At 64.6% G+C, this 22,019-nt stretch carries 18 protein-coding genes; 5 read left to right on the top strand and 13 right to left on the bottom strand.

Annotated elements, in window-relative coordinates; genetic code table 11:
* Positions 1-747: 747 nt before the first annotated feature.
* The 3 genes from kynA to kynB are packed head-to-tail and all read right to left on the bottom strand — an operon-like array spanning position 748 to position 3,589.
* Positions 748-1,629, bottom strand: coding sequence for a tryptophan 2,3-dioxygenase (kynA, locus tag AC1DUR_RS23960; RefSeq protein ID WP_477720816.1), 882 nt, complete (start codon positions 1,627-1,629; stop codon positions 748-750).
* Between the two features lie 2 nt (positions 1,630-1,631).
* Positions 1,632-2,909, bottom strand: coding sequence for a kynureninase (gene kynU, locus AC1DUR_RS23955; RefSeq protein ID WP_477720815.1), 1,278 nt, complete (start codon positions 2,907-2,909; stop codon positions 1,632-1,634).
* 14 nt (positions 2,910-2,923) lie between these two features.
* Positions 2,924-3,589 carry an arylformamidase gene (gene kynB, locus AC1DUR_RS23950; RefSeq protein ID WP_477720814.1) on the bottom strand — a complete coding sequence of 222 codons (666 nt, stop codon included), beginning with the start codon at positions 3,587-3,589 and terminating at the stop codon, positions 2,924-2,926.
* A 247-nt stretch (positions 3,590-3,836) separates the two neighbouring features.
* On the opposite strand from kynB, the gene AC1DUR_RS23945 reads away from it, so the two are divergent.
* The gene (locus AC1DUR_RS23945) at positions 3,837-4,601 is read left to right on the top strand and encodes an SDR family oxidoreductase (RefSeq protein WP_477720813.1); all 765 of its coding nucleotides are present in this window, start codon (positions 3,837-3,839) and stop codon (positions 4,599-4,601) included.
* Positions 4,602-4,804: 203 nt separating this feature from the next.
* On the opposite strand, the gene AC1DUR_RS23940 is transcribed toward AC1DUR_RS23945, so the two are convergent.
* The 4 genes from AC1DUR_RS23940 to AC1DUR_RS23925 form a co-directional block, all read right to left on the bottom strand.
* Positions 4,805-6,265 (bottom strand): NCS1 family nucleobase:cation symporter-1, encoded by a 1,461-nt coding sequence (locus tag AC1DUR_RS23940; RefSeq protein WP_477720812.1) that lies wholly within the window; start codon positions 6,263-6,265, stop codon positions 4,805-4,807.
* Positions 6,266-6,574: 309 nt separating this feature from the next.
* Positions 6,575-7,378: a 4-hydroxy-2-oxoheptanedioate aldolase gene (gene hpaI, locus AC1DUR_RS23935; protein ID WP_477720811.1), complete on the bottom strand. Its 804-nt coding sequence runs from the start codon at positions 7,376-7,378 to the stop codon at positions 6,575-6,577.
* A 112-nt stretch (positions 7,379-7,490) separates the two neighbouring features.
* Entirely contained in the window at positions 7,491-9,023 is a 1,533-nt protein-coding gene (locus AC1DUR_RS23930) for a UxaA family hydrolase (RefSeq protein ID WP_477720810.1), read from the bottom strand.
* 47 nt (positions 9,024-9,070) lie between these two features.
* Entirely contained in the window at positions 9,071-10,081 is a 1,011-nt protein-coding gene (locus AC1DUR_RS23925) for a tripartite tricarboxylate transporter substrate binding protein (protein ID WP_477720809.1), read from the bottom strand.
* Positions 10,082-10,215: 134 nt separating this feature from the next.
* Here AC1DUR_RS23925 and AC1DUR_RS23920 point away from each other — a divergent pair, with 134 nt between their 5' ends.
* On the top strand, positions 10,216-11,271 hold the full coding sequence (locus AC1DUR_RS23920) for a LysR substrate-binding domain-containing protein (protein WP_477720808.1): 1,056 nt from the start codon (positions 10,216-10,218) through the stop codon (positions 11,269-11,271).
* Positions 11,272-11,314: 43 nt separating this feature from the next.
* Here AC1DUR_RS23920 and AC1DUR_RS23915 read toward each other — a convergent pair whose 3' ends face one another.
* On the bottom strand, positions 11,315-12,892 hold the full coding sequence (locus tag AC1DUR_RS23915) for an IclR family transcriptional regulator domain-containing protein (protein WP_477720807.1): 1,578 nt from the start codon (positions 12,890-12,892) through the stop codon (positions 11,315-11,317).
* Positions 12,893-13,070: 178 nt separating this feature from the next.
* On the opposite strand from AC1DUR_RS23915, the gene AC1DUR_RS23910 reads away from it, so the two are divergent.
* Together AC1DUR_RS23910 and AC1DUR_RS23905 are read left to right on the top strand one after the other, a co-directional pair.
* Complete coding sequence (locus AC1DUR_RS23910) at positions 13,071-13,883, top strand: RraA family protein (protein ID WP_477720806.1); 813 nt, start codon at positions 13,071-13,073, stop codon at positions 13,881-13,883.
* An 81-nt stretch (positions 13,884-13,964) separates the two neighbouring features.
* A complete protein-coding gene (locus tag AC1DUR_RS23905) occupies positions 13,965-14,414 on the top strand; it encodes a nuclear transport factor 2 family protein (protein WP_477720805.1) in 450 nt (149 codons plus the stop codon).
* Positions 14,415-14,533: 119 nt separating this feature from the next.
* Here AC1DUR_RS23905 and AC1DUR_RS23900 read toward each other — a convergent pair whose 3' ends face one another.
* A complete protein-coding gene (locus tag AC1DUR_RS23900; protein ID WP_477720804.1) occupies positions 14,534-15,724 on the bottom strand; it encodes an L-talarate/galactarate dehydratase in 1,191 nt (396 codons plus the stop codon).
* Positions 15,725-15,866: 142 nt separating this feature from the next.
* Between AC1DUR_RS23900 and AC1DUR_RS23895 the strand changes: the two genes are divergently transcribed.
* Positions 15,867-16,958 carry a LacI family DNA-binding transcriptional regulator gene (locus AC1DUR_RS23895; RefSeq protein WP_477720803.1) on the top strand — a complete coding sequence of 364 codons (1,092 nt, stop codon included), beginning with the start codon at positions 15,867-15,869 and terminating at the stop codon, positions 16,956-16,958.
* Positions 16,959-16,982: 24 nt separating this feature from the next.
* Here AC1DUR_RS23895 and AC1DUR_RS23890 read toward each other — a convergent pair whose 3' ends face one another.
* The 4 genes from AC1DUR_RS23890 to AC1DUR_RS23875 all read right to left on the bottom strand — a co-directional run bounded on the left by AC1DUR_RS23890 (position 16,983) and on the right by AC1DUR_RS23875 (position 21,795).
* Positions 16,983-17,999 carry a Bug family tripartite tricarboxylate transporter substrate binding protein gene (locus AC1DUR_RS23890; protein ID WP_477720802.1) on the bottom strand — a complete coding sequence of 339 codons (1,017 nt, stop codon included), beginning with the start codon at positions 17,997-17,999 and terminating at the stop codon, positions 16,983-16,985.
* 238 nt (positions 18,000-18,237) lie between these two features.
* Positions 18,238-19,323 (bottom strand): mannonate dehydratase, encoded by a 1,086-nt coding sequence (locus AC1DUR_RS23885; RefSeq protein WP_477720801.1) that lies wholly within the window; start codon positions 19,321-19,323, stop codon positions 18,238-18,240.
* Positions 19,324-19,594: 271 nt separating this feature from the next.
* Positions 19,595-20,584 (bottom strand): ornithine carbamoyltransferase, encoded by a 990-nt coding sequence (argF, locus tag AC1DUR_RS23880; RefSeq protein WP_477720800.1) that lies wholly within the window; start codon positions 20,582-20,584, stop codon positions 19,595-19,597.
* A complete protein-coding gene (locus AC1DUR_RS23875; RefSeq protein WP_477720799.1) occupies positions 20,581-21,795 on the bottom strand; it encodes an acetylornithine/succinylornithine family transaminase in 1,215 nt (404 codons plus the stop codon). Before AC1DUR_RS23875 ends, argF begins: the two co-directional genes overlap by 4 nt.
* Positions 21,796-22,019 lie beyond the last annotated feature (224 nt).

Below are 22,019 nucleotides of genomic sequence, written 5' to 3'. Positions count from 1 at the left end.
GCAGTGCGTGTGCGGGAGGGGGAGGACGGCGTGTTCGATGTCTATTTCGCACACCACCACTGCCTGGAAATTGACTTGCGACAGCCGGTTGTGGATTAATTCAAACCGTCAACCATGTCTCCGCACACCTGTCCACCATGTGTCCGGTCCATACAGCTTCGCCAAAATAAAAGTAAGCAAAAGAAAAGGCGACCCTGCTGTCTGCGTCCCTTCGCTTCGCTGCGGGCAGCCTGCGGTGCTCGGTCCAGGCGGGGTCTCGCTCAACTCGCCTGCGGCTCAGACAATCGCGAGCCCTGATCCGCCTGGCCCTGCGCTCCTCGGCGCAGACAGAAGCAACCCAATACCGGAGACGTAAGACCATAAGGACACGCCATGGCGTGTCCTTGTTTGTCCTGGTATTTTCTTTGTGCATTCGGTATTGCTATCCGCTCCCCACCCGTGTGGCTGGGCCGAGCAGCGCAGATGGAGGCGGGATCAGGGCCGCAGTTGTTTGAGCCGCAGGCGAGTTCTGCGGCCCCCCGCCGGAGTCGAGCAGCACAGGTTGCCTGAAGCGAAGCGCAAGGACCCAGACTGCGGGTCGCCTTCTCTTTGCTTACTTTTCTCTTGGCGACGCAAGAGAAAGTGAGTCGCCCGCCGGGGCGAGTCCCGGCCTGGTCGTGAAGGCCCACAGCATCAACATCAGCACAGCCCCAGCTATCAATTAAATAGCTCTTCGCGCAGATATCTATTCGGGAAAAACCATTTCCCTCACAAATCCGTCCGCAATTTCCAGATCTCCGGAAACAACACCACATCCAGCATCTTGCGCAAATAACTCACGCCGCTGGTACCGCCGGTGCCGGGCTTGAAGCCGATGATGCGCTCGACCGTGGTGACATGGCGGAAGCGCCAGAGGCGAAACGCGTCTTCGAGGTCTGTGAGTTCTTCGCCGAGCTGATACAGGTCCCAGTACTGTTTCGGGTCGCGGTAGACGGTCAGCCAGGCCTGTTCGACCGCGGCGCTTTCAAGGTAGGGCTGTGTCCAGTCGCGTTCGGTGTGGCTGGCCGGCACGGCCAGGCCGCGCCGGGCCAGCAGGCGCAGCGCTTCGTCATAGAGCGAGGGGGCTTCATAAGCGGCCTGCACCTGCGCCAGCAGGTCCGGCCGGTGTGCGTGCGGCTGGAGCATGGCGGCGTTCTTGTTGCCCAGGGCGAATTCGATGCAGCGGTACTGGTAGCTCTGGAAGCCGCTCGACGCCCCGAGGTAGGGGCGCATTGCGCTGTACTCGGGCGGCGTCATGGTGGCCAGCACGTCCCAGGCATGGACCAGTTGCTCCATGATGCGGCTCACGCGCGCCAGCATCTTGAAGGCGCTGCCCAGTTCGTCGGCCGCTACATTCGCAATCGCCGCACGCAGCTCATGCAGCATCAGCTTCATCCAGAGCTCGCTGGTCTGGTGCTGGACGATGAACAGCATCTCGTCGTGCGCGGGCGAGAGTGGTTTTTGCGCGTTCAGAATCGCGTCGAGCTGCAGGTAGTCGCCATAGCTCATGTCGCGGCTGAAGTCGAGCTGGGCTTTCTCGTCGCGAACGATGTCCTCAGGCTTGCTCTGGGGGCTCTGGGGGTTGTGGGAGTCAGGGGCGTAGGGGCACATGATCAGGTCACCGCATGTTTCTGGTTGAATTCGGCTCTTTGCCACTCATCGGTGTCAAGTACCTGCTTGAGGTGCTCCACGGCGTTCCAGACATCTTCAAAGCCGATGTAGAGCGGCGTGAAGCCGAAGCGCAGGATGTCGAGATGTTTGCCGCCGTCGCCTGCGCGGTAGTCACCAATCACGCCGCGCGCAATCAGCGCCTGCACGATGGCGTAAGCGCCTTCCTTGCGCGTGAGGCAAACCTGCGAGCCGCGCTGCGCGTGCTCGCGCGGCGTTGCCAGCCCGAGGCCCTGATCTGCGCAGCGCTCTTCAACCAGTTGAATGAACAGGTCGGTGAGGGCCAGCGATTTGCGGCGCAGCACCTGCATGCCGCCCAGTGGCTCGGCCGCCAGAAAGCCGTCAAGCCCGCATTCCAGCGCCGTCATGCTCAGAATCGGCTGCGTGCCGCACAGGTACCGAGAAATGCCGGCGGCGGGCCGGTAGTCGGGCGTGAACTCGAACGGCGCGGCATGGCCCCACCAACCGGCCAGCGGCTGCCAGAAGCGGTCGGCGTGTTGGGGGTTGACCCAGACAAAGGCCGGGGCGCCGGGGCCGCCATTCAAGTACTTGTAGCCGCAGCCAATCGAGAAATCGGCCTTTGCGCCGTTCAGGTCCACGGGGACGGCGCCCGCGCTGTGTGCAAGGTCCCAGACCGTGAGCACGCCCGCTGCGTGCGCCGCGCTGGTCACGGCCTTCATGTCGTGCATGGCGCCGGTGCGGTAGTTCACATGGGTCAGCATCAGCACGGCCACGTTGGCGGTCAAGGCTGCGGCAATCTCCTCGGGCTCCACCAGTTGCAGACGGCAACCGCGTTCCTTGCACAGGGCTTCGGCAATATAGAGGTCGGTCGGGAAGTTGCTGCGCTCGCTCACAATGACTTTGCGCTGCGGCGCGTCCTGCGCGGCGATATGAAGTGCCGCGCTCAGCACCTTGTAGAGATTGATCGAGGTGCTGTCGGTGGCCACCACTTCGCCCGGTTTTGCGCCTATCAGCTGCGCAATCTTGTCACCCAGGCGCTGCGGCAGGCTGAACCAGCCCGCGCTGTTCCAGCTGCGGATCAGGCCCTGGCCCCATTCCTGGACCACGGCCTCCTGCACGCGTGCCGCCGCGGTTTTTGGCAGCACGCCGAGCGAGTTGCCATCCAGGTAAATCACGCCTTCGGGCAGGCTGAACTGGTCGCGCAGGGTGCGCAATGGGTCTTGCGCATCGAGTGCGCGGCAATCTTGCAGAGTTGTGGTCATGTCAGGTTCATCTTTCAGGGGAGTTCGCGCAAGACTGCGCGAACGGGGGAAGCATCGGCCGTCATCAGCTTGAGCGGCAGGGCAATCAGTTCGTAGTCGCCTTCGGGCACCTCGTCGAGCACCAGGTTTTCCAGCACGCGCAGGCCGCGCTGGCGGATCACCTGGTGGCTGTCCAGGGTTTTGCTTGCGGCCGGATCGATGCTGGCGGTGTCGATGCCGATCAGCTTGACACCGAGCGCGGCGAGGCGCTCAACGGTCTCGGGCGCGTAGGCCGCGAGCATGGGGTCCCAGTGCCCGACCGGCATGCGCTCGTAGGTGCGAACCAGCACGCGCGGCGGCAGGTCATGTATGGCATGCGCGAGGTGCTCCCACTCGATCAGCGGCCCTTTGGCGATGGCGTGAATGACGCGGCAAGGCCCGATATAGGGCGTGAGATCGATCGCGCCGATGGCGGCGCCCTGCGGGTCGTAGTGCAAGGGCGCGTCGGCGTGTGCGCCTATGTGCGGCGACAGGGTGAGGGTGCTGACGTTCACCGGGCAGCCCGGCGCGATGCTCGCGGCCCATTGCTGTTGGTAGGGCGTGTCGCCCGGAAAAACCGGCGAGCCTGGCGCCACGGGGGGCGAGATGTCCCAAAGCCTCAAGGGCCTTGCGGTGGTGGATGGTAGGACTCTGGCTGTCATACGTGTAAAGGTAGCACCGCCGAAAAAGCCGTGGTGTCGGTTATTTCCAACAAGTGACAAAAATAGTTTAAACCTAAAGTAATTGCCGGCAAAAACGTCGAAACCAGGGGGGAGATAGGGTGGTGCGCGCTCCTGCCGTCCTGCCGTGGCTGGGGCACAATCCAGACCATCGGCACTGGCCGTCGGGCGCGGGTCTGGCACCCGGATTCTTCTTCATCAACATCAAGCAAAGAGACAGAGGTACAACATGAGTTCGAACGACAAGGCAACCGGCAAGGTCGCTGTGGTGACGGGTGCAGGCACCGGTATTGGCAGGGCCGTCGCGCTGGCACTGCTGCGGGAGGGTTACTGCGTGGCACTCGTCGGGCGACGCATCGAACCACTTAACGAGGTGGCCAAGGAGTCAGGCACCGACCGCGCGCTGCCTGTCCCTACCGATGTGGGCAACCCTGAATCGGTCGCGGCCCTGTTTGCCAAGATCAAGGAAGTGTTTGGGCGGCTCGACCTGTTGTTCAACAACGCCGGCGTGAACGCCCCGGGCGTGAACATCGAGGACATCACGTTCGAGCAATGGCAAAACGTGGTGAACATCAACCTCACGGGTTCTTTCCTCTGCGCGCAGGGCGCCATCCGGCTGATGAAAGACCAGCAGCCGCAGGGCGGCCGCATCATCAACAACGGCTCGATTTCCGCCCACGCGCCACGCCCCAATTCCGCGCCTTACACCTCGACCAAGCACGCCATCACGGGCCTGACCAAATCGATCTCGCTCGATGGCCGCAAGTACAACATCGCCTGCGGGCAAATCGACATCGGCAATGCCCTGACGGAACTCTCCGCCCGCATGACCAAAGGCGTGCCCCAGGCCAACGGCGAGATCGCTGTGGAGCCCATGATGGACGCCAAGGAAGTGGCCGATGCGGTGGTTCACATGGCCGCGCTGCCGCTGTCCACCAATGTGCAGTTCATGACCATCATGGCCACCAAAATGCCGTTTGTGGGTCGCGGCTAGGCCAATACGGTTCAGTCAAGGACTGTGAAGCTCCCTCCCCTTCCGGGGGAGGGTTGGGGTGGGGGCCAGCGGCGACCAGATAAGCACGGTGGCCCGATGCCCACGCCGCGAGCCCCCATCCCGGCCTTCCCCCAGCGGGGGAAGGAGATGATCGGCCGGACCGTGAAGCCCCGAACCGGGGCCTCCCCCTACGCGGTAGGCTGCTAGGCCTTGGCGTGTGCCGTAGCCGTCGCCCGAGGCATGGCCGTAGCAAGCACGTAATATGCGATGCCGGCGATGGCCACGCCAAAGAACCAGCCATAAATGCCCCACCAGGACGGCAGCAGGCTGGTGAAGTTGGGCAATATGCTGGAAAACAGCGCGCCAATGACGGTGGCGATGAGGGCGTTGCGGTTCCAGCCGCCCTGGTAGCGGTATTCGCCGTCCTCGTGGTAAAGCGCTTCCACATTGACCTGGCCTTTGGCGATCAGGTAGTAGTCCACCAGGATGATGCCCAGCAGCGGCCCCATGGTGGCGCCGATGGCGCCAACAAACGTTGCCGCGTTGCCTTCCCAAGGCGCAAACGGGTAGAGCACCAGTGCGATGCCTGCCGCGATGTAGCCGCCGGTCTTGAAGCTGATCTTGCGCGGAAACACATTGGCAAAGTCAAAGGCGGGCGAGACGAAGTTGGCCACCACGTTGATGCCCAGCGTCGCCACGGCAAAGGTCAGCGCGGCCAGCAGCGCCAGGAACCAGCTGTCGAACTTGGCGGAAATCTGCTCGGGGTGCAGCAGCACCTCGCCATAGACCTTGAAGGCGGCAATCGTCGTCACGCCGGCCACCAGCGAGAACAGGATCAGGTTGATCGGCAGGCCCCAGAGGTTGCCTTTCTTGACGGTGGCCTTGTCTTTGGCGTAACGCGAGAAATCGCAAAAGTTCAGGTACAGCGCGGCGAAGTAGGTGATCCAGGTGGCGCCCACGGCCATCAGTGCCCAGAACGAGCCGGGCTCGCCGGGCACGCCGGCATCCTTGGTCTTGGCCAGCAGCACATCCTGCGGAATGCCGTGGTCAAACGAAAAGCCGCCGGCCTTCACGCACAGGCCCACCGCAAGCACCAGCATGGCCACCCACACCGCCGGGCCGGCCCAGTCCTGGAACTTGCGCACGGTTTCCATGCCGTTCTGGATGATCAGCAGCTGCAGGGCCCAGACGACGACGAAGCAGATCACCTCCAGGCCGGAATGGCCCAGCAGGTGGGTCGATTTGTGAAACGCCATGATGGCGTCGGAGCGGGTGAGCAGCGCCACAATGGCGCCCGAGGCTGCGGCGGTCTGTGCGCCATACCAGAAGCAGGCCACCACGGCGCGCACCAGTGCGGGCAGATTGGCGCCCCAAACGCCGAAGGAGGCGCGGGCCAGCACGGGGTAGGGCACGCCGGTTTTAACGCCTGCGTAACCGACCAGGTTCATCAGGAAAAAGATCACCATCGAGCTCAGGCCGATGGCAAGCAGGAAGTTGGTGAAACTGCCGCACAGCAGGAACAGGCTGGCCGCCAGGTAATAGCCCCACAGGCTGTGCACATCCGAGGTCCATACATTGAAGATGCTGAAGGTGCCCCAGTTCCGCGTTTTTGCCGGGGCCAGGTCTTCGTTGTAAAGGTCGGGCGATGGGTTGCGAATGTCCATGGGTGATCTCCAATGCAGAGGGTGGATGCCGGGCCAGGGGGATGGAACTACAAGGCAACTGACCAGCGGGCCGGTCAATTTTGTATACACGACTGTACTCAGAAATGAAAACTTCAATCCACGGGTTTACCCGTGGCCTGATGCTGCGGTGCAGCATGTTTCATGCCATGGGTCCGGGCGCGCATTACTGCCGGACACGCGGTTCGGCAACGGATTTTTGCGAGCCTCCCGGACCTTCCCTGGCGTTAAAGCCTTCCGGGTCTTCCCGCGTCGTTGCAGTCCCTTGCAGCCGTGCTGCTGCCTTGCCGGTCAGTAGGCTGCGCTGGGGATTACCGCCTGTGCGGAGCCGGGCGAGATGAAGTCAGCCGCCATGCGCCGAACCGCATTGGCATAGACCAGCACATCGACGCCGGTGGCCACAAAGGTGCAGCCCAGGGCGAGGTAGTGCCGTGCCAGCGCCGGGTCCGAGGTGAGCGAGCCCGCTGCCTTGCCGGAGGCGATGATGGTCTTCATGGCCTGCTCGATGGCCGCCCGCACCTCGGGGTGACCCGGTTTGCCGCGGTGCCCCATGGACGCTGCCAGGTCGGCGGGGCCGATGAACACCCCATCCACGCCGTCCACCGCGCAAATCGCTTCCAGGTTTTTCAGGGCCGTGACGGTTTCCGCCTGCACCAGCAGGCAGACCTCGCTGTCGGCGTGATCCAGGTAGTCGGTGCGCGCGCTCCAGCGCGAAGCGCGTCCCACTGCACTGCCCACGCCCCGGATGCCCAAGGGCGGGTAGCGTGTGGCGTCCACGATGTGCTGGGCCTGGGCGGCTGTGTCGACCATGGGCACCAGCAGGTTTTGCGCGCCAATGTCCAGCAGCTGCTTGATCAGCGGCACCTCGCCGGCCACCGCCCGCACCACCGGCTGCGAACGGTAGGGTGCTACCGCCTGCAGGGCGGCCAGCGTGCTGCGCAGGTCGTTGGGCGCATGCTCGCCGTCGATCAGCAGCCAGTCGAATCCGGCCGTGGCGGTGACTTCCGCCAGGTAGGGCTCGGCCATGGACATCCACAGCCCGATTTGCTGCTGGCCGCGGGCCAGTGCGGCCTTGAAGGGATTGCCGGTGCTCATGAAGTCATCCTTTGATGGTGGAAATGGTCGTTGGGGGTGTTGAGGGACGTTGGCGGACTGCGGACCGATGCCGTCGCGCATGCCAACGATACCAGCCTCCCGCGCGCGGCGGTCAGCTCACAATGCCCAGGTGCCAGGGCACGAATTCGTGATCGCCCAGGCCCAGCGCCTCGCTCTTGGTCGGCTCGCCCGAGGCATGGCGCAGGATGGCTTCGAAAATCCGCTGGCCCATTTGCGGCACGTCCAGCTCGCCGTCCAGGATGGCGCCGCAATTGAGGTCCATGTCTTCCTCCAGGCGGGTGAACATGGGCGTGTTGCTGGCCAGCTTGATCGTGGGCGCCGGCTTGGAGCCGAACATCGAGCCGCGGCCGGTGGTGAAGCAGATCAGGTTGGCGCCGCTGGCGATTTGCCCGGTCGAGGCCACCGGGTCGTAACCTGGTGAATCCATGAACACGAAACCGTGGCGGTCGATGGGCTCGGCATATTCATACACGGCCTGCAGCGGCGTGGTGCCGCCCTTCATGGCCGAGCCCAACGATTTTTCGAAGATGTTGGCCAGGCCCCCGGCCTGGTTGCCGTGCCCGACCACGCCATTGAACTGGGCGTTCTGGCCGGCCGTGTATTGCTCCCACCAGGCCAGCCGGTCCAGCAGTTTCTGGCCGACTTCGGGCGTGACGGCCCGGCGGGTCAGCATGTATTCCACGCCGTGGATTTCGGGCGTTTCCGACAGGATGGCGGTGCCGCCGTGGCGCACCAGGATGTCCATGGCCGCGCCCAGCGCCGGATTGGCCGTGATGCCGGAGAAACCATCGGAGCCGCCGCACTCCAGGCCAATCTTCAGATGGCTGGCCGGCACGGGCTGGCGCCGGGCCGCGTTGGCGTCCGGCAGCATCTCCCGGATGGCCGCTATGCCGGCTTCAATGGTTACGCGGGTGCCGCCCACCTCCTGCATCACCAGCGTGCGCATCAGCTTGCTTTCAGGCAGGCCCTGCGATTCCACCAGCGACGCCACCTGGTTGCGCTCGCAGCCCAGCCCCACAATCAGCACCCCCGCCAGGTTGGGATGGCGGGCGTAACCGGCCAGGGTGCGGCGCAGCACATCAAAATGTTCGCTGGGCGACGACATGCCGCAGCCGCTGGTTTGCGCAAAGGCAGCCACACCGTCCACATGTGGAAAGTCCGCCAGCCGTTCGGGCGTGAAGTGGGCCGCAATGTTCTTGATGACGGTGGCGGAGCAGTTGACCGACGACAGGATGCCGATGAAGTTGCGGGTGCCGACACGGCCGTCGGGGCGCACAAAGCCCATGAAGGTGGCGCGCTCGGCATCCGTCACATACTCGACTGGCCGCACGTCCTGGCCGAAAGCCGGGTCGCGCTCGAAATCCACCAGCGTCAGGTTGTGCGCGTGCACATGGTCACCTGCCTCGATGTCGCGCGCGGCGATGCCGATCACTGTGTCGTACTTGATGATGCGCTCGCCGCCGGCGATGCGGCAGGCGGCGATCTTGTGACCGGCCGGCACCTGGGCGCGCGCCCGCGCGTCAATCTCCGGCAGCGCCTGGCCCAGGGCGAGCGGGGTTTTTGCCACGAGCACGTTGTCGTTGGCGTGCAGGCGGATCAGCGGGCTGGCGGTGGGGGAGGGCATGGCGGGGCTGGATAGGTCTGGTCTGGAAAAGGCGGCGCGGGCGGCGCTCAGCTCTTCATCAATTCCCTGAGCTTGAGCTTTTCAATGAGCACGGTTTCTTTCTGGTAAACGCTGGCCACATACTTCTCGTAGTCCGGGCCGTCCAGGTAAAGCACCGGTGCATCGATCTTGTCGGCGACCTGTTTGAACTCGGGGCTGGCCACGGCGACGCGAAACGCTTCGCGCAGTTTCTGGGTGATGGCCGGGTCCATTCCTTTTGGGGCGCCGATGCCGTTGGGTGCATCCACGACGACGTTGTAGCCTAGCTCCCTGAGTGTGGGCGTGTCCTTGAAGCGTGCGGTACGCCGCTCGCCCCAGGTGGCCAGTAGCTTGAGCTTGCCGGCCTCGACATGCGGCGCCCAGGAGCTGGAGTCGGCCAGCAGGTCGACATGGCCGCCGAGCACCGCCTGCAAGGCCTCGGCACCGCCCTTGTAGGGCACGTGGTTGAACTGGACGCCAGCGGCCAGGGCGAACTCCTCCATGCCGACGTGCGTGGCGCCGCCTATGCCCGCATGGGCATAGGTCAGCTTGCCGGGGTTGGCTTTGGCAAAAGCCACGACCTCCTGAAGCGACTTGAAGCGCGAGTCGGCCGGGGCGGCAATGCCGAAGGTCTGGCCCGAGGTGCGCGCCAGGTAGGTAAAGTCCTTGAGCGGGTCCAGCTGCAGTGTGCCGAGCTGCGAGAAACGCGTGACGGAAATGGGGATCTGACCGATGGTGTAGCCGTCGGGCCTGGCCGAGGCCATGGCCTTGGTACCTATCATGCCGGAGGCGCCGGCCTTGTTTTCAACCGCGATGGACTGGCCCAACACGCGCGAGGCAATCTGGCATAAGGCCCGCATGGACTGGTCCGCGGTGCCGCCGGCAGGCCAGGGGCAGATGAAGGTGATCGGCCGATCGGGATAGGCCTGCGCCCGTGCGTTCAGGGGGTTCATGAGTGTCAGTGCCCCGGCACCCGCAGCGGCGGCGCCGATGAGCAGTTCGCGGCGCCTGACCCCGGCGGGAAGGGTGGAAATTTTCATGTTTGTCTGCCTCGGGTGGATGGATACGGATGAATTTCTTATGCAGCGTCTTATGCAGCGATTCTTGCCCGATTCTTCATAACAATCTAATCGAATAGTGGAATCACTTCATAGCCTCTGGGTTAACATGAACCATGGCCCAGATTGACCGTGTCCTTCGCTCCAACATCAAGCTGCGCCACCTGCAACTGATGGTGGCGCTGGACCAGTTTCGCCATCTGGGCCGAACGGCCGAGTTCCTGTCGGTCAGCCAGCCGGCCGTCTCGAAAATGCTGACCGAGGTCGAGAGCATGCTCGACCTGACGCTGTTTGAGCGTTCCACGCGCGGCACGGTGCCCACTTCCAGCGGCCAGGCCATCGTGCGTTTTGCGCGCTCGGTGCTCGCGGAATACGAACGCACGCGCGATGAAATTGCAGCGGTTGCCAGCGGGGCGGCGGGCCGCACCCGCGTTGGTGCCATGGTGGTGGCGATGCCGGTCCTGCTGGCCGGCGCGGTCAAGTTGCTCAAGCAGCGTTCGGCGCAGGCCACGGTGTTGGTGGAGGAGGGCGACCTCACACACCTGCTGCCCAAACTGCGCCTGGGCGAACTGGACCTGTTTGTCGGCCGGCTGGAGCCTGGCTACGCCGCGCCGGACCTGGTGACCGAGGCGCTGTTCAACGAACCGATGAAGGTGGTGGTCAGGCGCGGCCATGCACTGGCGCGGCGCAAAACCCCGGGCTGGGCCGATCTGGCCGCCATGCCCTGCGTACTGCCGCCGCCCTGGGCTTCACTGCGTGTGAAGATCGAGCAGACTTTCTTTCGCCACGGGCTGAACCCGCCGGTCGACATTGTCGAAACCTCGTCCTTCCTGGTGCTCAGCACTTTTGTGCAGCAGCGTGAGGCGGCCGGTTTCCTGGCGCGCTCGGTGGCCCTGCACTTTGAGAAGGAGGGCCTGTTGGACATTTTGCCCATCGAGGTACCGATTGAGCTGCCCCCCATCGGCCTCATCACCGTGCGGGGGCGACGGCTGACGCCGAGCAGCGAGCAATTGATGGATTGTTTGCGCCTGGTGGCCGAAGATGTTCAGAACGAAGAGGTTCAGACGCCTGGCCGGAAATCGACACAGGCTGCGGGGCGGAAGCCGGCGCAGAAGCCGGCACAGAAGCTGGCACAAAAGGGGAGCAAGCGGACCAAGACAACCGGCACATGACGGCGGCGTACCGGGCCCCGCGTGGCTCCGCCGCGCTATGGCGTCAATTCACATCCAGCGCAAACAGCCGGCCCGACCACGGCGCGTTGGCCAGTGCATCGAGCGAGACCGGCTGCCTGGCCGTCGTCACATAGAGCCGGCTGAGGTCGGAGCCTCCGAATGCCAGGTCGGTGGGGCACGGGACGGGCAGGCCGATCACGCGGTCCAGGCTGCCCTCGGGTGAGATCCGGACCACGCTCCAGCCATCCCGCAAGGCTGTCCATACGCCGCCTGTGGCATCAAACGCAATGCCGCTGACGCGGCCCGAGCCCTTGGGCACCGTGGTCAGCCGGCGGATGGCCGTTGTGCCGGGCTTCATCGTCAGGATGTCGCCGGAAGCCGGGGCGCAGGCATACAGGGTTCCGTCTTCCGGCCGATAGCGCAGGCACTGCACCGGCTCGGTCAGGTGCCAGCGCGGCTTGAAGGTGCCGGACGGCGCTATCGTGCCGACCGCGCTCCCGCCGCTGGCCACCTCGAACGCGGCCCAGATCGCCTGGCTGTCGTCGGTGCAGATCGCCTGCAGCACGCCGCCGGGCCAGGCCGTCACGGGCACTGCCGCGCCATCGGCGGAAATGCGCGAGGCGCCGGATTGATGCGTCAGGATGAAGTCCTCGTCCTGCAGGATCAGTCCGCTCACGGGCAGGTCCACCTGTGCAATCAGCCGGTCGGTTTCGCCATCAAAAACCCGCAGCGAGGGCGCCAGCGAGTCGACCCAGTACAGGCGCTGGCGGCGCGCGCACCACTGGGGGTGATTGCCGAAAAAGGCCCAGGGGCCGGGCACGGGCTGCAGGGCTGAATCATCAGCCAGCTTCAGGCTGTCCTTGAGTTGCGCGCCAATGCGCCGGGCGGCGTCCGCCACTTCCGGGCCCAGCAATTCCAGCCGTTCGCGCGTCAGGCGCCAGGCTGGCCCTGCCACGCTGATGGCGCCGCGCACTTTGCCCTGCGGATCGACCACCGGTGCGCCCACGCAGCGCACCCCCAGCACGATCTCCTCGTCGTCGATCGAGTAACCTCGCGCCGCGGTGATCCTGAGATCGGCCTGCAGCCGCCGGCGGTCCGTGATGGTGAGCGGCGTCAGTGGCTTGAGCGTCATGTCGCGCACCAGCGCATCGCGCTCCGCATCGCTCATGGCCGACAAAATGGCCTTGCCCTGGCTGGTGCAATACGCCGGCTTGCGCTGGCCGAGCGCGGCCGCCGAGCGCTTGCTGTGCGCGCCGTCGTAGCGCTCCAGCGAGATCACTTCCGCGCCGTCCAGTGTGGCGAGGTAGGAGGTCTCCCCGGTCAGGTCGCGCAGCGCCCGCAGTTCAACGGCGGCCGCAGCCACCAGGTCGGGCAGGGCATAAGCCTGGCGCGCCATCTCGAAGCAGCGAAAGCCCAGCCGGTACACCTTGCGCACCGGGTCGCGCCGCAGCAGGCCGCGCGCCACCAGTGTCGCCAGCAGGCGGTACACCGTGGTGCGCGGCAGGGCCAGGCGTGCGGTGATGTCGGCCTGGCTCAGGCCCTCGGCGGTGGCACCCACCGCCTCCAGGACGTCGATCGCTTTCTCAAGCGCGCCGGTGCCGTCGCCACTACTGGTTGCCACTTTATTTGTCCCAATATGTGGAAATTGACTGATGTTGGGTCTGCCGCGGGTGCAGATACCCGATGGAAATATTCCGTGATCTTATTACGATTGAATCGTCAGGCCGCTCACCATGCGCCCTGAATGTGCCCTGAAGTCATACCCACAATTTGAGACATCATTTTTTGAGCCTACACCCATGACCCACGCCATCAACCCTCCGCCACTGCCGGTGATTCCGCAGCGCACCCCTGCCGTTCATGTTCCCGATTCGGTGCTTGACCGCCTGGCCAAAGTCACCAGCGGTTCGCTGACGACGCAGCTGTACATCAAGGGTTTTCGCCAGCCTGTGCTGCACGGACTGACGCCGCTCAACAAGAAAATCAAGCCCTTCGCCGGCCGTGCCTACACCATGCGCTTCATACCGGCACGCGAAGACGTCGATGTGTACGGCAACCTCACGACTTCGCCCAACGCCGACAACCTGCAGTGGGTCGGTGTCGAGCAGGTTGAGCCCGGCCATGTGCTGGTGATCGACAGCAACAAGGACGGACGTGCCGCCTCGATGGGCAACATGCTGATCACCCGCATGATGATGCGCGGTGCCCGCGGTGTGGTCACCGACGGTTCCTTTCGCGATGGCACGGAGCTGGCGCAGATGGACTTTCCAATCTGGTGTACCGGCGTGACCGCCACCACCCGGCTGTCCTATCACCATGTGGCCGACCTGCAGGTGCCCATTGGTTGTGCCGGCGTGGCGATTTATCCCGGCGATGTCATCCATGGTGACGGCGACAACATCACGGTGATCCCCGCCCATCTGGCCGAGGAGATGGCCAACCTGTGCGAGGCGCGCGACGACATCGAAGCCTACATCGGCCTGCGCGTGCAGGCCGGCGAAGCGCTGTGGGGTCTGTATCCGCCCAGCGAAGCCACACGCGCGCAATACAAGGCGTGGGTGGCCGCCAGCCGTCCGGCCATTGCGCCCGTCAAGCCCGCCGGCAGCCGCTGACGCATTCTTTCCTCTTCCTCTGGGGGAGGCCCTCACCCCCGCCCTCTCCCAGGGGGAGAGGGAGCAAAACCAAGGACCCCTATGACCACCTTCAGCCCCGAGCACTACAAGGCCCTGATCCGCCGTTACTTCGACGCCTGCAACGCGGCCGACTACCAGGCCCTGATGGACTGCTTCACCCCCGACGCGGTGCATTACTTTCCGGCGGGCCTGCCGGAGATCCCCTGGCGCGGCGCCGACACCATTGCCCGCAAGTGGATCTGGTGTGTCGACACGCTGGGTTCGCAATGGACCATCGAGAAAATCCTGGTCAGCCATAACAGCCCCGAAGCGGTGATCGAGTGGACGCACTGGAAGAACAAGAGCGGCACGGCCCTGCGCGGTGATGAGTGGTACCGCTTCGATCCCCAGACGGGCAAGATCGCCGAGATCCGCGCCTACTATGCGGCGCCGGCCGACAAGACGGTGGCGATCAACGAGCTGGTCGACTTTGACTATGCGGGGCGGGGGTATCACCTGCGCAGTGACTGAGGGGGACGGTCCGCGCAGTCCACGCTCGCGTTCTTTGCAAAAAAAGATGCAGTGCCCAAATAGTCCGCAGACGAATAGCCATGAAATTCATGGCTATTCGTGAGGTTTTCAGGGCCTTTTCATGGCCGCTTGCCGAATTCCTGTGTTTCTGTCGTCCATGCCAAGGCCTGCTCGCTCAGCGAGAACCCCAGGCCCGGGCGGTCGGACACCCACATGCGGCCATCCTTGAGCTGCATCTGCTCGTTGAACAGCGGGCCCAGCCATTCGAAGTGTTCCAGCCAGGGCTCAATGCCATAGGCGGCCGCCAGGTGCAGGTGGATCTCCATCGCGAAGTGGGGCGCCAGCTTGCGCTGCTTGAACTCGCCCAGGGCCATGATCTTCAGGAAGGGCGTGATGCCCCCCACGCGCGGCGCATCGGGCTGGATGAAGTCTGTGCCCGCCATGATGAGCTGCGCATGCTCGTCGAAGCAGGTCAGCATCTCTCCGGTGGCGATAGCGGTGTCGAAGCGATCGGCCAGCAGGCCGTGGCCTTCGAAGTCATGCGCGTCCAGCGGCTCCTCGATCCAGGTCAGGTCGAAGTCCTCGAAGGCACGGCAGGCGCGCGTGGCCTTCTGGCGGTCCCATTGCTGGTTGGCGTCCACCATCAGCGGGAAGCCGTCACCCAGCAGCTTGCGCACCGCGCCCACCCGCTCGATGTCGATGGACAGGTCGGGCTGGCCCACCTTGATCTTGATGCCGCCGATGCCACTCTCGCGCGAGATGGCCACGTTCTTCAGCACCTGGTCCAGCGGCGTGTGCAGGTAGCCGCCCGAGGTGTTGTAGCACTGCACCGAGTCGCGCTGCGCGCCCAGCAGCTTGGCCAGCGGCAGCCTGGCGCGCTTGGCCTTCAAATCCCACAGGGCGATGTCGAAGGGCGCGATGGCCTGTGTCGTCAGGCCGCTGCGACCCATGGAAGCGCCGGCCCACAGCAGCTTGGTGAAGATTTTCTGGATGTCGTTTGGGTCTTCCCCGATCAGGTTGGGCGCTAGTTCCTTGGCGTGGGCGTACATGCCGGGGCCGCCAGCGCGCTTGCTGTAGCCGAAGCCGATGCCTTCGTGGCCGTCACGGGTGCGGATCTCGGCGAAGATGAAGGCGATCTCGGTCAGCGGCTTTTGCCGGCCGGTGAGCACCTTGGCGTCGCTAACCGGCGTGGCCAGCGGCAGGAAGGTCAGCGAGAGCTTGACCCATTCGATGCGGTCGCCGGTGTCGGCGGCGGTGCGCGCGTCGGACGCGACCTGGGCGTAGGAAACGATGTTGGATTCAACTGCCACGTGAAAATCTCCTTGTGTATGGAAGCGCTTCCATTTTGCACCGTGCTGCCGCACAATCCAAGCAGCTATTCAAGTAGCTATGGCCGTAACTGCCGTGCCCATCCCAGGATGCGGGACAAATCCGGAAGATGGCTGGAAAAGCATGGCCAAAGACCCAAAAGATGACCTGAAGGAAGATCCGAAAGATGGCCCGTCGATGAATGTTTCCAGGCGCGCCGCCGGCTTGCGCGGCGCCCGCATGGCCGATGTCGCGGCGGCCGCCGGCGTGGCCCTGGTCACTGTCTCCCGGGCATTGAACGAGCCGGGCAAGGTGTCGCCGGCCACGCTGGCCCGTGTGCGGGCTGCGGTGAAGCAGCTGGGCTATGTGCCGGACCTCACCGCCGGCAGCCTGGCGTCGGCCCGCTCGCGCATCGTCGGCGCGGTGGTGCCCACGCTGTCCAACGCCTGGTTTGCAGATGCCATGAATGGCCTGGCTGCGGCACTGGCACCGGCAGGCTACCAGCTGATGCTGGCCCAGTCGAGCTACCACCCCGAGGCCGAGGCCGGACTGGTGGATGCCTTTCTGGGCCGGCGCGTCGACGCGATCGTGCTGACGGGTGCGACGCACGAGAAGGCGGTGCGGGCCAAACTGCGCCGGCTGGGCTTGCCGGTGATGGAAATCTGGGATCTGCCGGCATCGCCCATCGACATGGCGGTGGGCGTCTCCCACACCGGTGTGGGCGAGGCGGTGGGCCGCTTTCTGCTGGCCCGTGGCTATCGCCGTATCGGTTTTCTGGGCGCCCGGGAGGAGCGTTCGCTCAAGCGGCTGGCGGGCCTGGCGGCGGTGCTGAAAAAGCAGGGGCTGGACGATGTCGACGTGGCCGGCTTGCCCACGGAATTGCTCCCGCCGGCTTCCAGCATCGCGGCCGGTACGGCGGCCATGGAACGCCTGGCGGCACGCTGCCCGGCGCTGGATGCCGTGTTTTGCAGCAACGACATTCTGGCCATGGGCGCCTTGCTGTATTGCCGGCAGCAGCAGTGGCAGGTACCGCAGCGCATGGCGGTTGTCGGCTTCTCGGATCTGGCGATGGCCGAGGCCGCGTTCCCGCCGCTCACCACGGTACGGGTGCAGGCGACGGAGCTGGGCCGGTGCGCCGGCCAGATGCTGCTCGAACGCTTCGCCGGTGTGGCGAAACCCCGCGGCGGCAGGGTGCTGGACCTGGGGTTTTCGCTGGTGGAGCGGGCCAGCGCCTGACGCCGGCCGCCGCCCACGGGCTCCTTATTCCGCCTTGATTCCCGCGATCTTGATCACACGGGTCCAGCGGTCCACTTCCTTGGCGACGAAGGACGTGTAGTCGGCCGAGCCCAGCGAGGGCACCACAAAGCCCTGCGACTCCATGCGGGTCTTGATCGCCGGACTCTGCATGGCCTTGACCGCGGCCGCTTCGAGCTTGTCCACAATGGCCTTGGGCGTGCCCTTGGGCGCTGACAGGCCTGACCAGGACAGCGCAGAGAAGCCGGGGTAGCCCGACTCGGCAATCGTCGGCACGTCCGGGTACAGCGGGTTGCGCGACAGGCTGGAGACCGCCAGCGCCCGCAGTTTGCCGGCCTTCACATGCGGCAGCGCCACGTCCTGGTTGATGAACATCATCGGGATCTGGCCGCCCAGGATGTCGGTCATCATCGGGCCGCCGCCGCGGTAGGGAATGCCCACCATGTACAGGCCCTTGCAGCTCTGGTTGCCCTTGGCGCCGGTGCAGGTGCCCACGGTCTGCTTGAGCAGCTCCATCGCCATGTGGCCGGACGCCGCGTGGGTGTAGCCGTAGTTCAGCTTGCCGGGGTTGGCCTTGCCGTAGTCGACCAGTTCCTTGAAGGTCTTGAAGGGCGTGTCGGGGTGCACCACCAGTACGTTGGGGCCGGAGTGGATCTGGGTGATGTGGATGAAATCCTTGTTCGAGTCATAGGCCAGCTTGGGATTGAGGCCGTGCGCCACCGCGTTCTGGCCGACACCGCTGAGCACCAGCGTGTAACCATCGGGTGTGGCCTTGGCGGCGCGCTCGGCACCGATGACGCCGCCGGCGCCGCCGATGTTCTCCACCACGAAGGGCTGCTTGAGCGCCTTGGTGAGCTCCTCGGCGATCATGCGGCCCATGATGTCGCTGGTGCCGCCGGCCGGGAACGGCACGATCAGCTTGACCGGTTTGGTCGGGTAGTCGGTCTGGGCCTGGGCGGCCAGCGGAAGCGCGAAGCCCAGCGCTGCGATGGCGCTCAGGCAAACGAGATGGCGTCGAAACATGTTTTCTCCGATGAGTGTTGGAAGTTGCTCTGGTACGAGCAAGCCCGGTCATTCTGGGTGACGCCTCCGGCGGGGCCTACAGGGGTTTTCGCGGAGAGCGGCTTGAAAGTCCCAACCCATGGGACAAATCAGGGCCCCAACCGGGGGCAAGTCGGCCTGCGCTGCCGGCGCATCCCGGGTTCGCCGGCCCAGCAGCCCCACCAGCCATTTCGCAGCACCGGCCTGCTGGCCGGAAAAGTCAGTGGCGGGGCGTGGACCAGACGCCGGCAGCCTGCAGCAGGCCGCGCGTGTAACCCAGCGCGAACGACATGAAGCGCTCGCGGTTTTCGTCAAGGTCCGACACCGGCACATGGTCCGGGCACAGCGGGCCGGCATAGCCGCCGCGCTGGTAGGCCTTGATGGCCTGGAACATGTCGACGTCCCCCTCGTCCGGGAACACTTCCTGGAAGTCCAGGTAGCCGCCGCGGATGTTGCGAAAGTGCACCATGAAAATACGTCCGGTGGACGCAAATTCCTCGATGACGGGAATCATGTGCTTGCCCGGCTCCCTGAACATCTCGGCCACGGTGCCCTGGCAGAAGTTCAGGCCGTGGTTCTTGCTGGGGCTTATCGCCAGGAATTTGCGCAGGCCGCCGGCCGAACCGACCACGTGCTCGATGCCGTTGAGCCCGCCCACGGGGTAGGCCGGGTCATGCGGGTGGCAGGCCAGCCGCACGCCCGCCTTGTCGGCGGCGGGTACGAGGCCTTCGACCAGAAACTCGATCGCATCCCAGCCGGCCTTTTCCGTCACCGGTGGCACTTCGCGCGCCAGTTTCTGGCCGCACAGCATGGCGGTTTCGGCATCGCCTTCGTCCTGGTTGGTCGGGTAGCCCACGCCCCAGTAAGAGTTCTGGCGATCGCCTTCCTGCGTGTATTCGGCGTACACGAAGCCCGAGTTGCGGGCGCCGCCTCGTCCGGGTTTGAGGCCGGTGCGCGTGATGCCCACCATCTGCACGTTGTACTTGAGGCAGGTGATGCCGGCGTCGGCGGCTTTCTGGATGTTCTGCGCCAATACGTCCCGCTGCTTGCGGGCGCTGTCGAGGTCGACCAGCGAGTCCAGCAGGATGGAGCCGACGTCGAGGGCGAAGACGTCCAGTTTCAAGTCGAAACTTTCAACCCATTTGCGGTAGCTTGCCAGTTTGGCGGCGTCCCAGGCGCTGACACCACCGGTGGCGGAAACCAGTTCGGTGCCGCGGTTGTCCAGCACGACACTTTGCACGCCCAGTTGCGTGGACAAGCGCAGCCGGCGCTCGTTCGGGTTGAGAAGCTGTTCACTGATATACATGGCGTAGCACGGTCCAAAATGATTGATGGATATTCAGGCTCCCCTCAAAGGGAGTCGAAGTTCATTTTGGTGTGCGGGTGCGGACGGTACAAGCAGAGGATGCCGCTGCACGGTTGGCGAGTTCAGCCTTCGTCCCATGGATTGGGACGGTTCATGCCTTTTGGCTTCAGGGGGCGAGGGCAGCCGTCCTGCACCCGCGCCTCCACGGCCGTGAACCTTGCGGGTCCAGGCGGGTCGAATTCAACAGGCTGACAGGAAGGCGAGGACCTGATCAGTCAATCCGTCCGAGCAGCAGGAACTCCATGAGTGCCTTCTGCACATGCATCCTGTTTTCCGCCTCGTCCCAGACCACGGACTGCGGCCCGTCAATGACGTCGGCTTCGACCTCTTCGCCGCGGTGCGCGGGCAGGCAGTGCATGAACAGGGCATCGGGCTTGGCGGCCCGCATCATGTCGGCATCGACGCACCAGTCGGCAAAGGCTTTCTTGCGTGCCTCGTTTTCGGCTTCATAGCCCATGCTGGTCCACACATCGGTGGTGACCAGGTCGGCGCCGGCGCAGGCCTGCATCGGGTCCTTGAAGACCTGGTAGCTTTCGGCCGAGCGGATACCGGCGATGGACTGGTCGACTTCATAGCCGCCGGGCGTGCTCACATGCACCTTGAAGCCGAGGATCTCGCTGGCCTGCAGCCAGGTGTTGGCCATGTTGTTGCCGTCGCCGACCCAGGCCACCGTTTTCCCTTTGATGGAACCGCGGTGCTCGATGTAGGTGAAGATGTCGGCCAGGATCTGGCAGGGGTGGAATTCGTTGGTCAGGCCGTTGATGACCGGCACGCGCGAATGTTCGGCAAAGCGGTCAATCTTGGTCTGCTCGAAGGTGCGGATCATCACCAGGTCGACCATGCGGCTGATGACCTTGGCGCTGTCCTCGATCGGTTCGGCGCGGCCCAGCTGGCTGTCGCCCGTGGTGAGGTGCACCACGCTGCCGCCCAATTGGTACATGCCGGCCTCAAAGCTGACGCGGGTGCGGGTCGAGGCTTTTTCGAAAATCATCGCCAGCGTGCGGTCAGCCAGCGGCTGGTGTTTTTCGTAGGCCTTGAACTTTTTCTTGATGACCGCCGCCCGCTCGAACAGGTAGGCGTACTCGCCGGCATTCAGGTCGCTGAACTGCAAATAGTGCCTGATGGGCCTGGCCGCGGTGCTTTTCGCTTCGGCTGATTCGCCGGCCCCGGATTTCGTTGCCTTGGTCACGCTCTTGGTCATGCTTTCTCTTTCAATAACTGCTTGATCAGCGGGACCACAATCGCCACGACTTCATCGGCTTCTGCGGTGGTCATGATGAGCGAAGGCACCAGGCGGATCACGGTGTCGGCCGTCACGCTCAGCAGCAGGCCTTTCTCGGCAGCGCGGGCAAGCAGTTCCCCGCAAGGCTTGGTCAGCTCAATGCCCAGCATCAGGCCGCGGCCGCGGATTTCCTTCAAGCCCGGCTCGTCGGCCAGTTCGCGCGCCAGCGCCGCCCGCAGGTGCTCGCCCACCTTGACCGCATTGGCCAGCAGGCCTTCTTCTTCCATGATGCGCAGGGTTTCCACGCCGGCGCGCATGGCCAGCGGATTGCCGCCAAAGGTCGAGCCGTGGTTGCCGGGGCTAAAAATATGGGCAGCCTTGGGGCCGGCCACCACCGCGCCGATCGGCACGCCCGATCCCAGCCCCTTGGCCAGCGGCATGACATCGGGCTTGATACCGGACCACTGGTGGGCAAACCATTTGCCGGTGCGGCCCATGCCGCACTGCACTTCGTCGATCATGAGCAGCCAGTCGCGCTCGTCGCAGAGGGCGCGCACCTCCCGCAGGTACTCGTCCTTCATACTGTTGATGCCGCCTTCGCCCTGGATGGCTTCAAAAAACACCGCGACCACATTCGGGTTGCCGGCCGTGGCGGCCTTCAGGGCCTCCAGGTCGTTGAGCGGCACACGGATGAAGCCTTCGACCAGCGGGCCGAAGCCGGCCTGCACCTTGGCGTTGCCGGTGGCGCTCAGGGTGGCGATGCTGCGGCCATGGAAGGCTTTTTCATAGACCACGATCTCCGGCCTCTCGATGCCCTTGTCATGGCCGAATTTGCGCGCCAGTTTCAGCGCAGCTTCGTTGGCTTCAAGGCCGGTGGAGCAGAAAAACACGTTCTCCAGGCCCGACAGCTCCACCAGCTTGGCCGCCAGCGTTTCCTGCAGCGGCACATGGTAGTAGTTGGAAGTGTGGATCAACCGGCCGATCTGCTCCTGCAGCGCAGGCACCAGTTTCGGGTGGTTGTGGCCGACGGTATTCACGGCAATACCGCCCAGCGCGTCCAGGTAGGATTTGCCGTTGACGTCCCAGACGCGGCAACCCTGGCCATGCGACAACGCGATGGGCAGGCGGCCATAGGTGTTCATGACGTGGGGTGAGGCGGCTTCGATGGGCTGGGGCAGGGCTGCGTTCATGGGAAAACTCCGGGCAAGGCGGGGAACAGGCGGCCGCCGGGAAGCCGGCGGGCATGCAGCAATTTTAGGCGCAGACTTCGCGGGCTTTTGTGACGATAGTGCATCACAGCAATGCGCAGAATTGGAGTGACAGTCAGGACTTGAGTCTTATATAAGATACAATCATGGTGCGGTGCAGCATGGCGCAATACCCCCAGCTCCTGGCACGCGACAAACCCTCCATC

This window comes from Polaromonas sp. P4_F4 (assembly GCF_056401355.1).
Note: the sequence above shows the minus strand (reverse complement) of the source record. Positions and strands in the feature narration are given on the sequence as shown.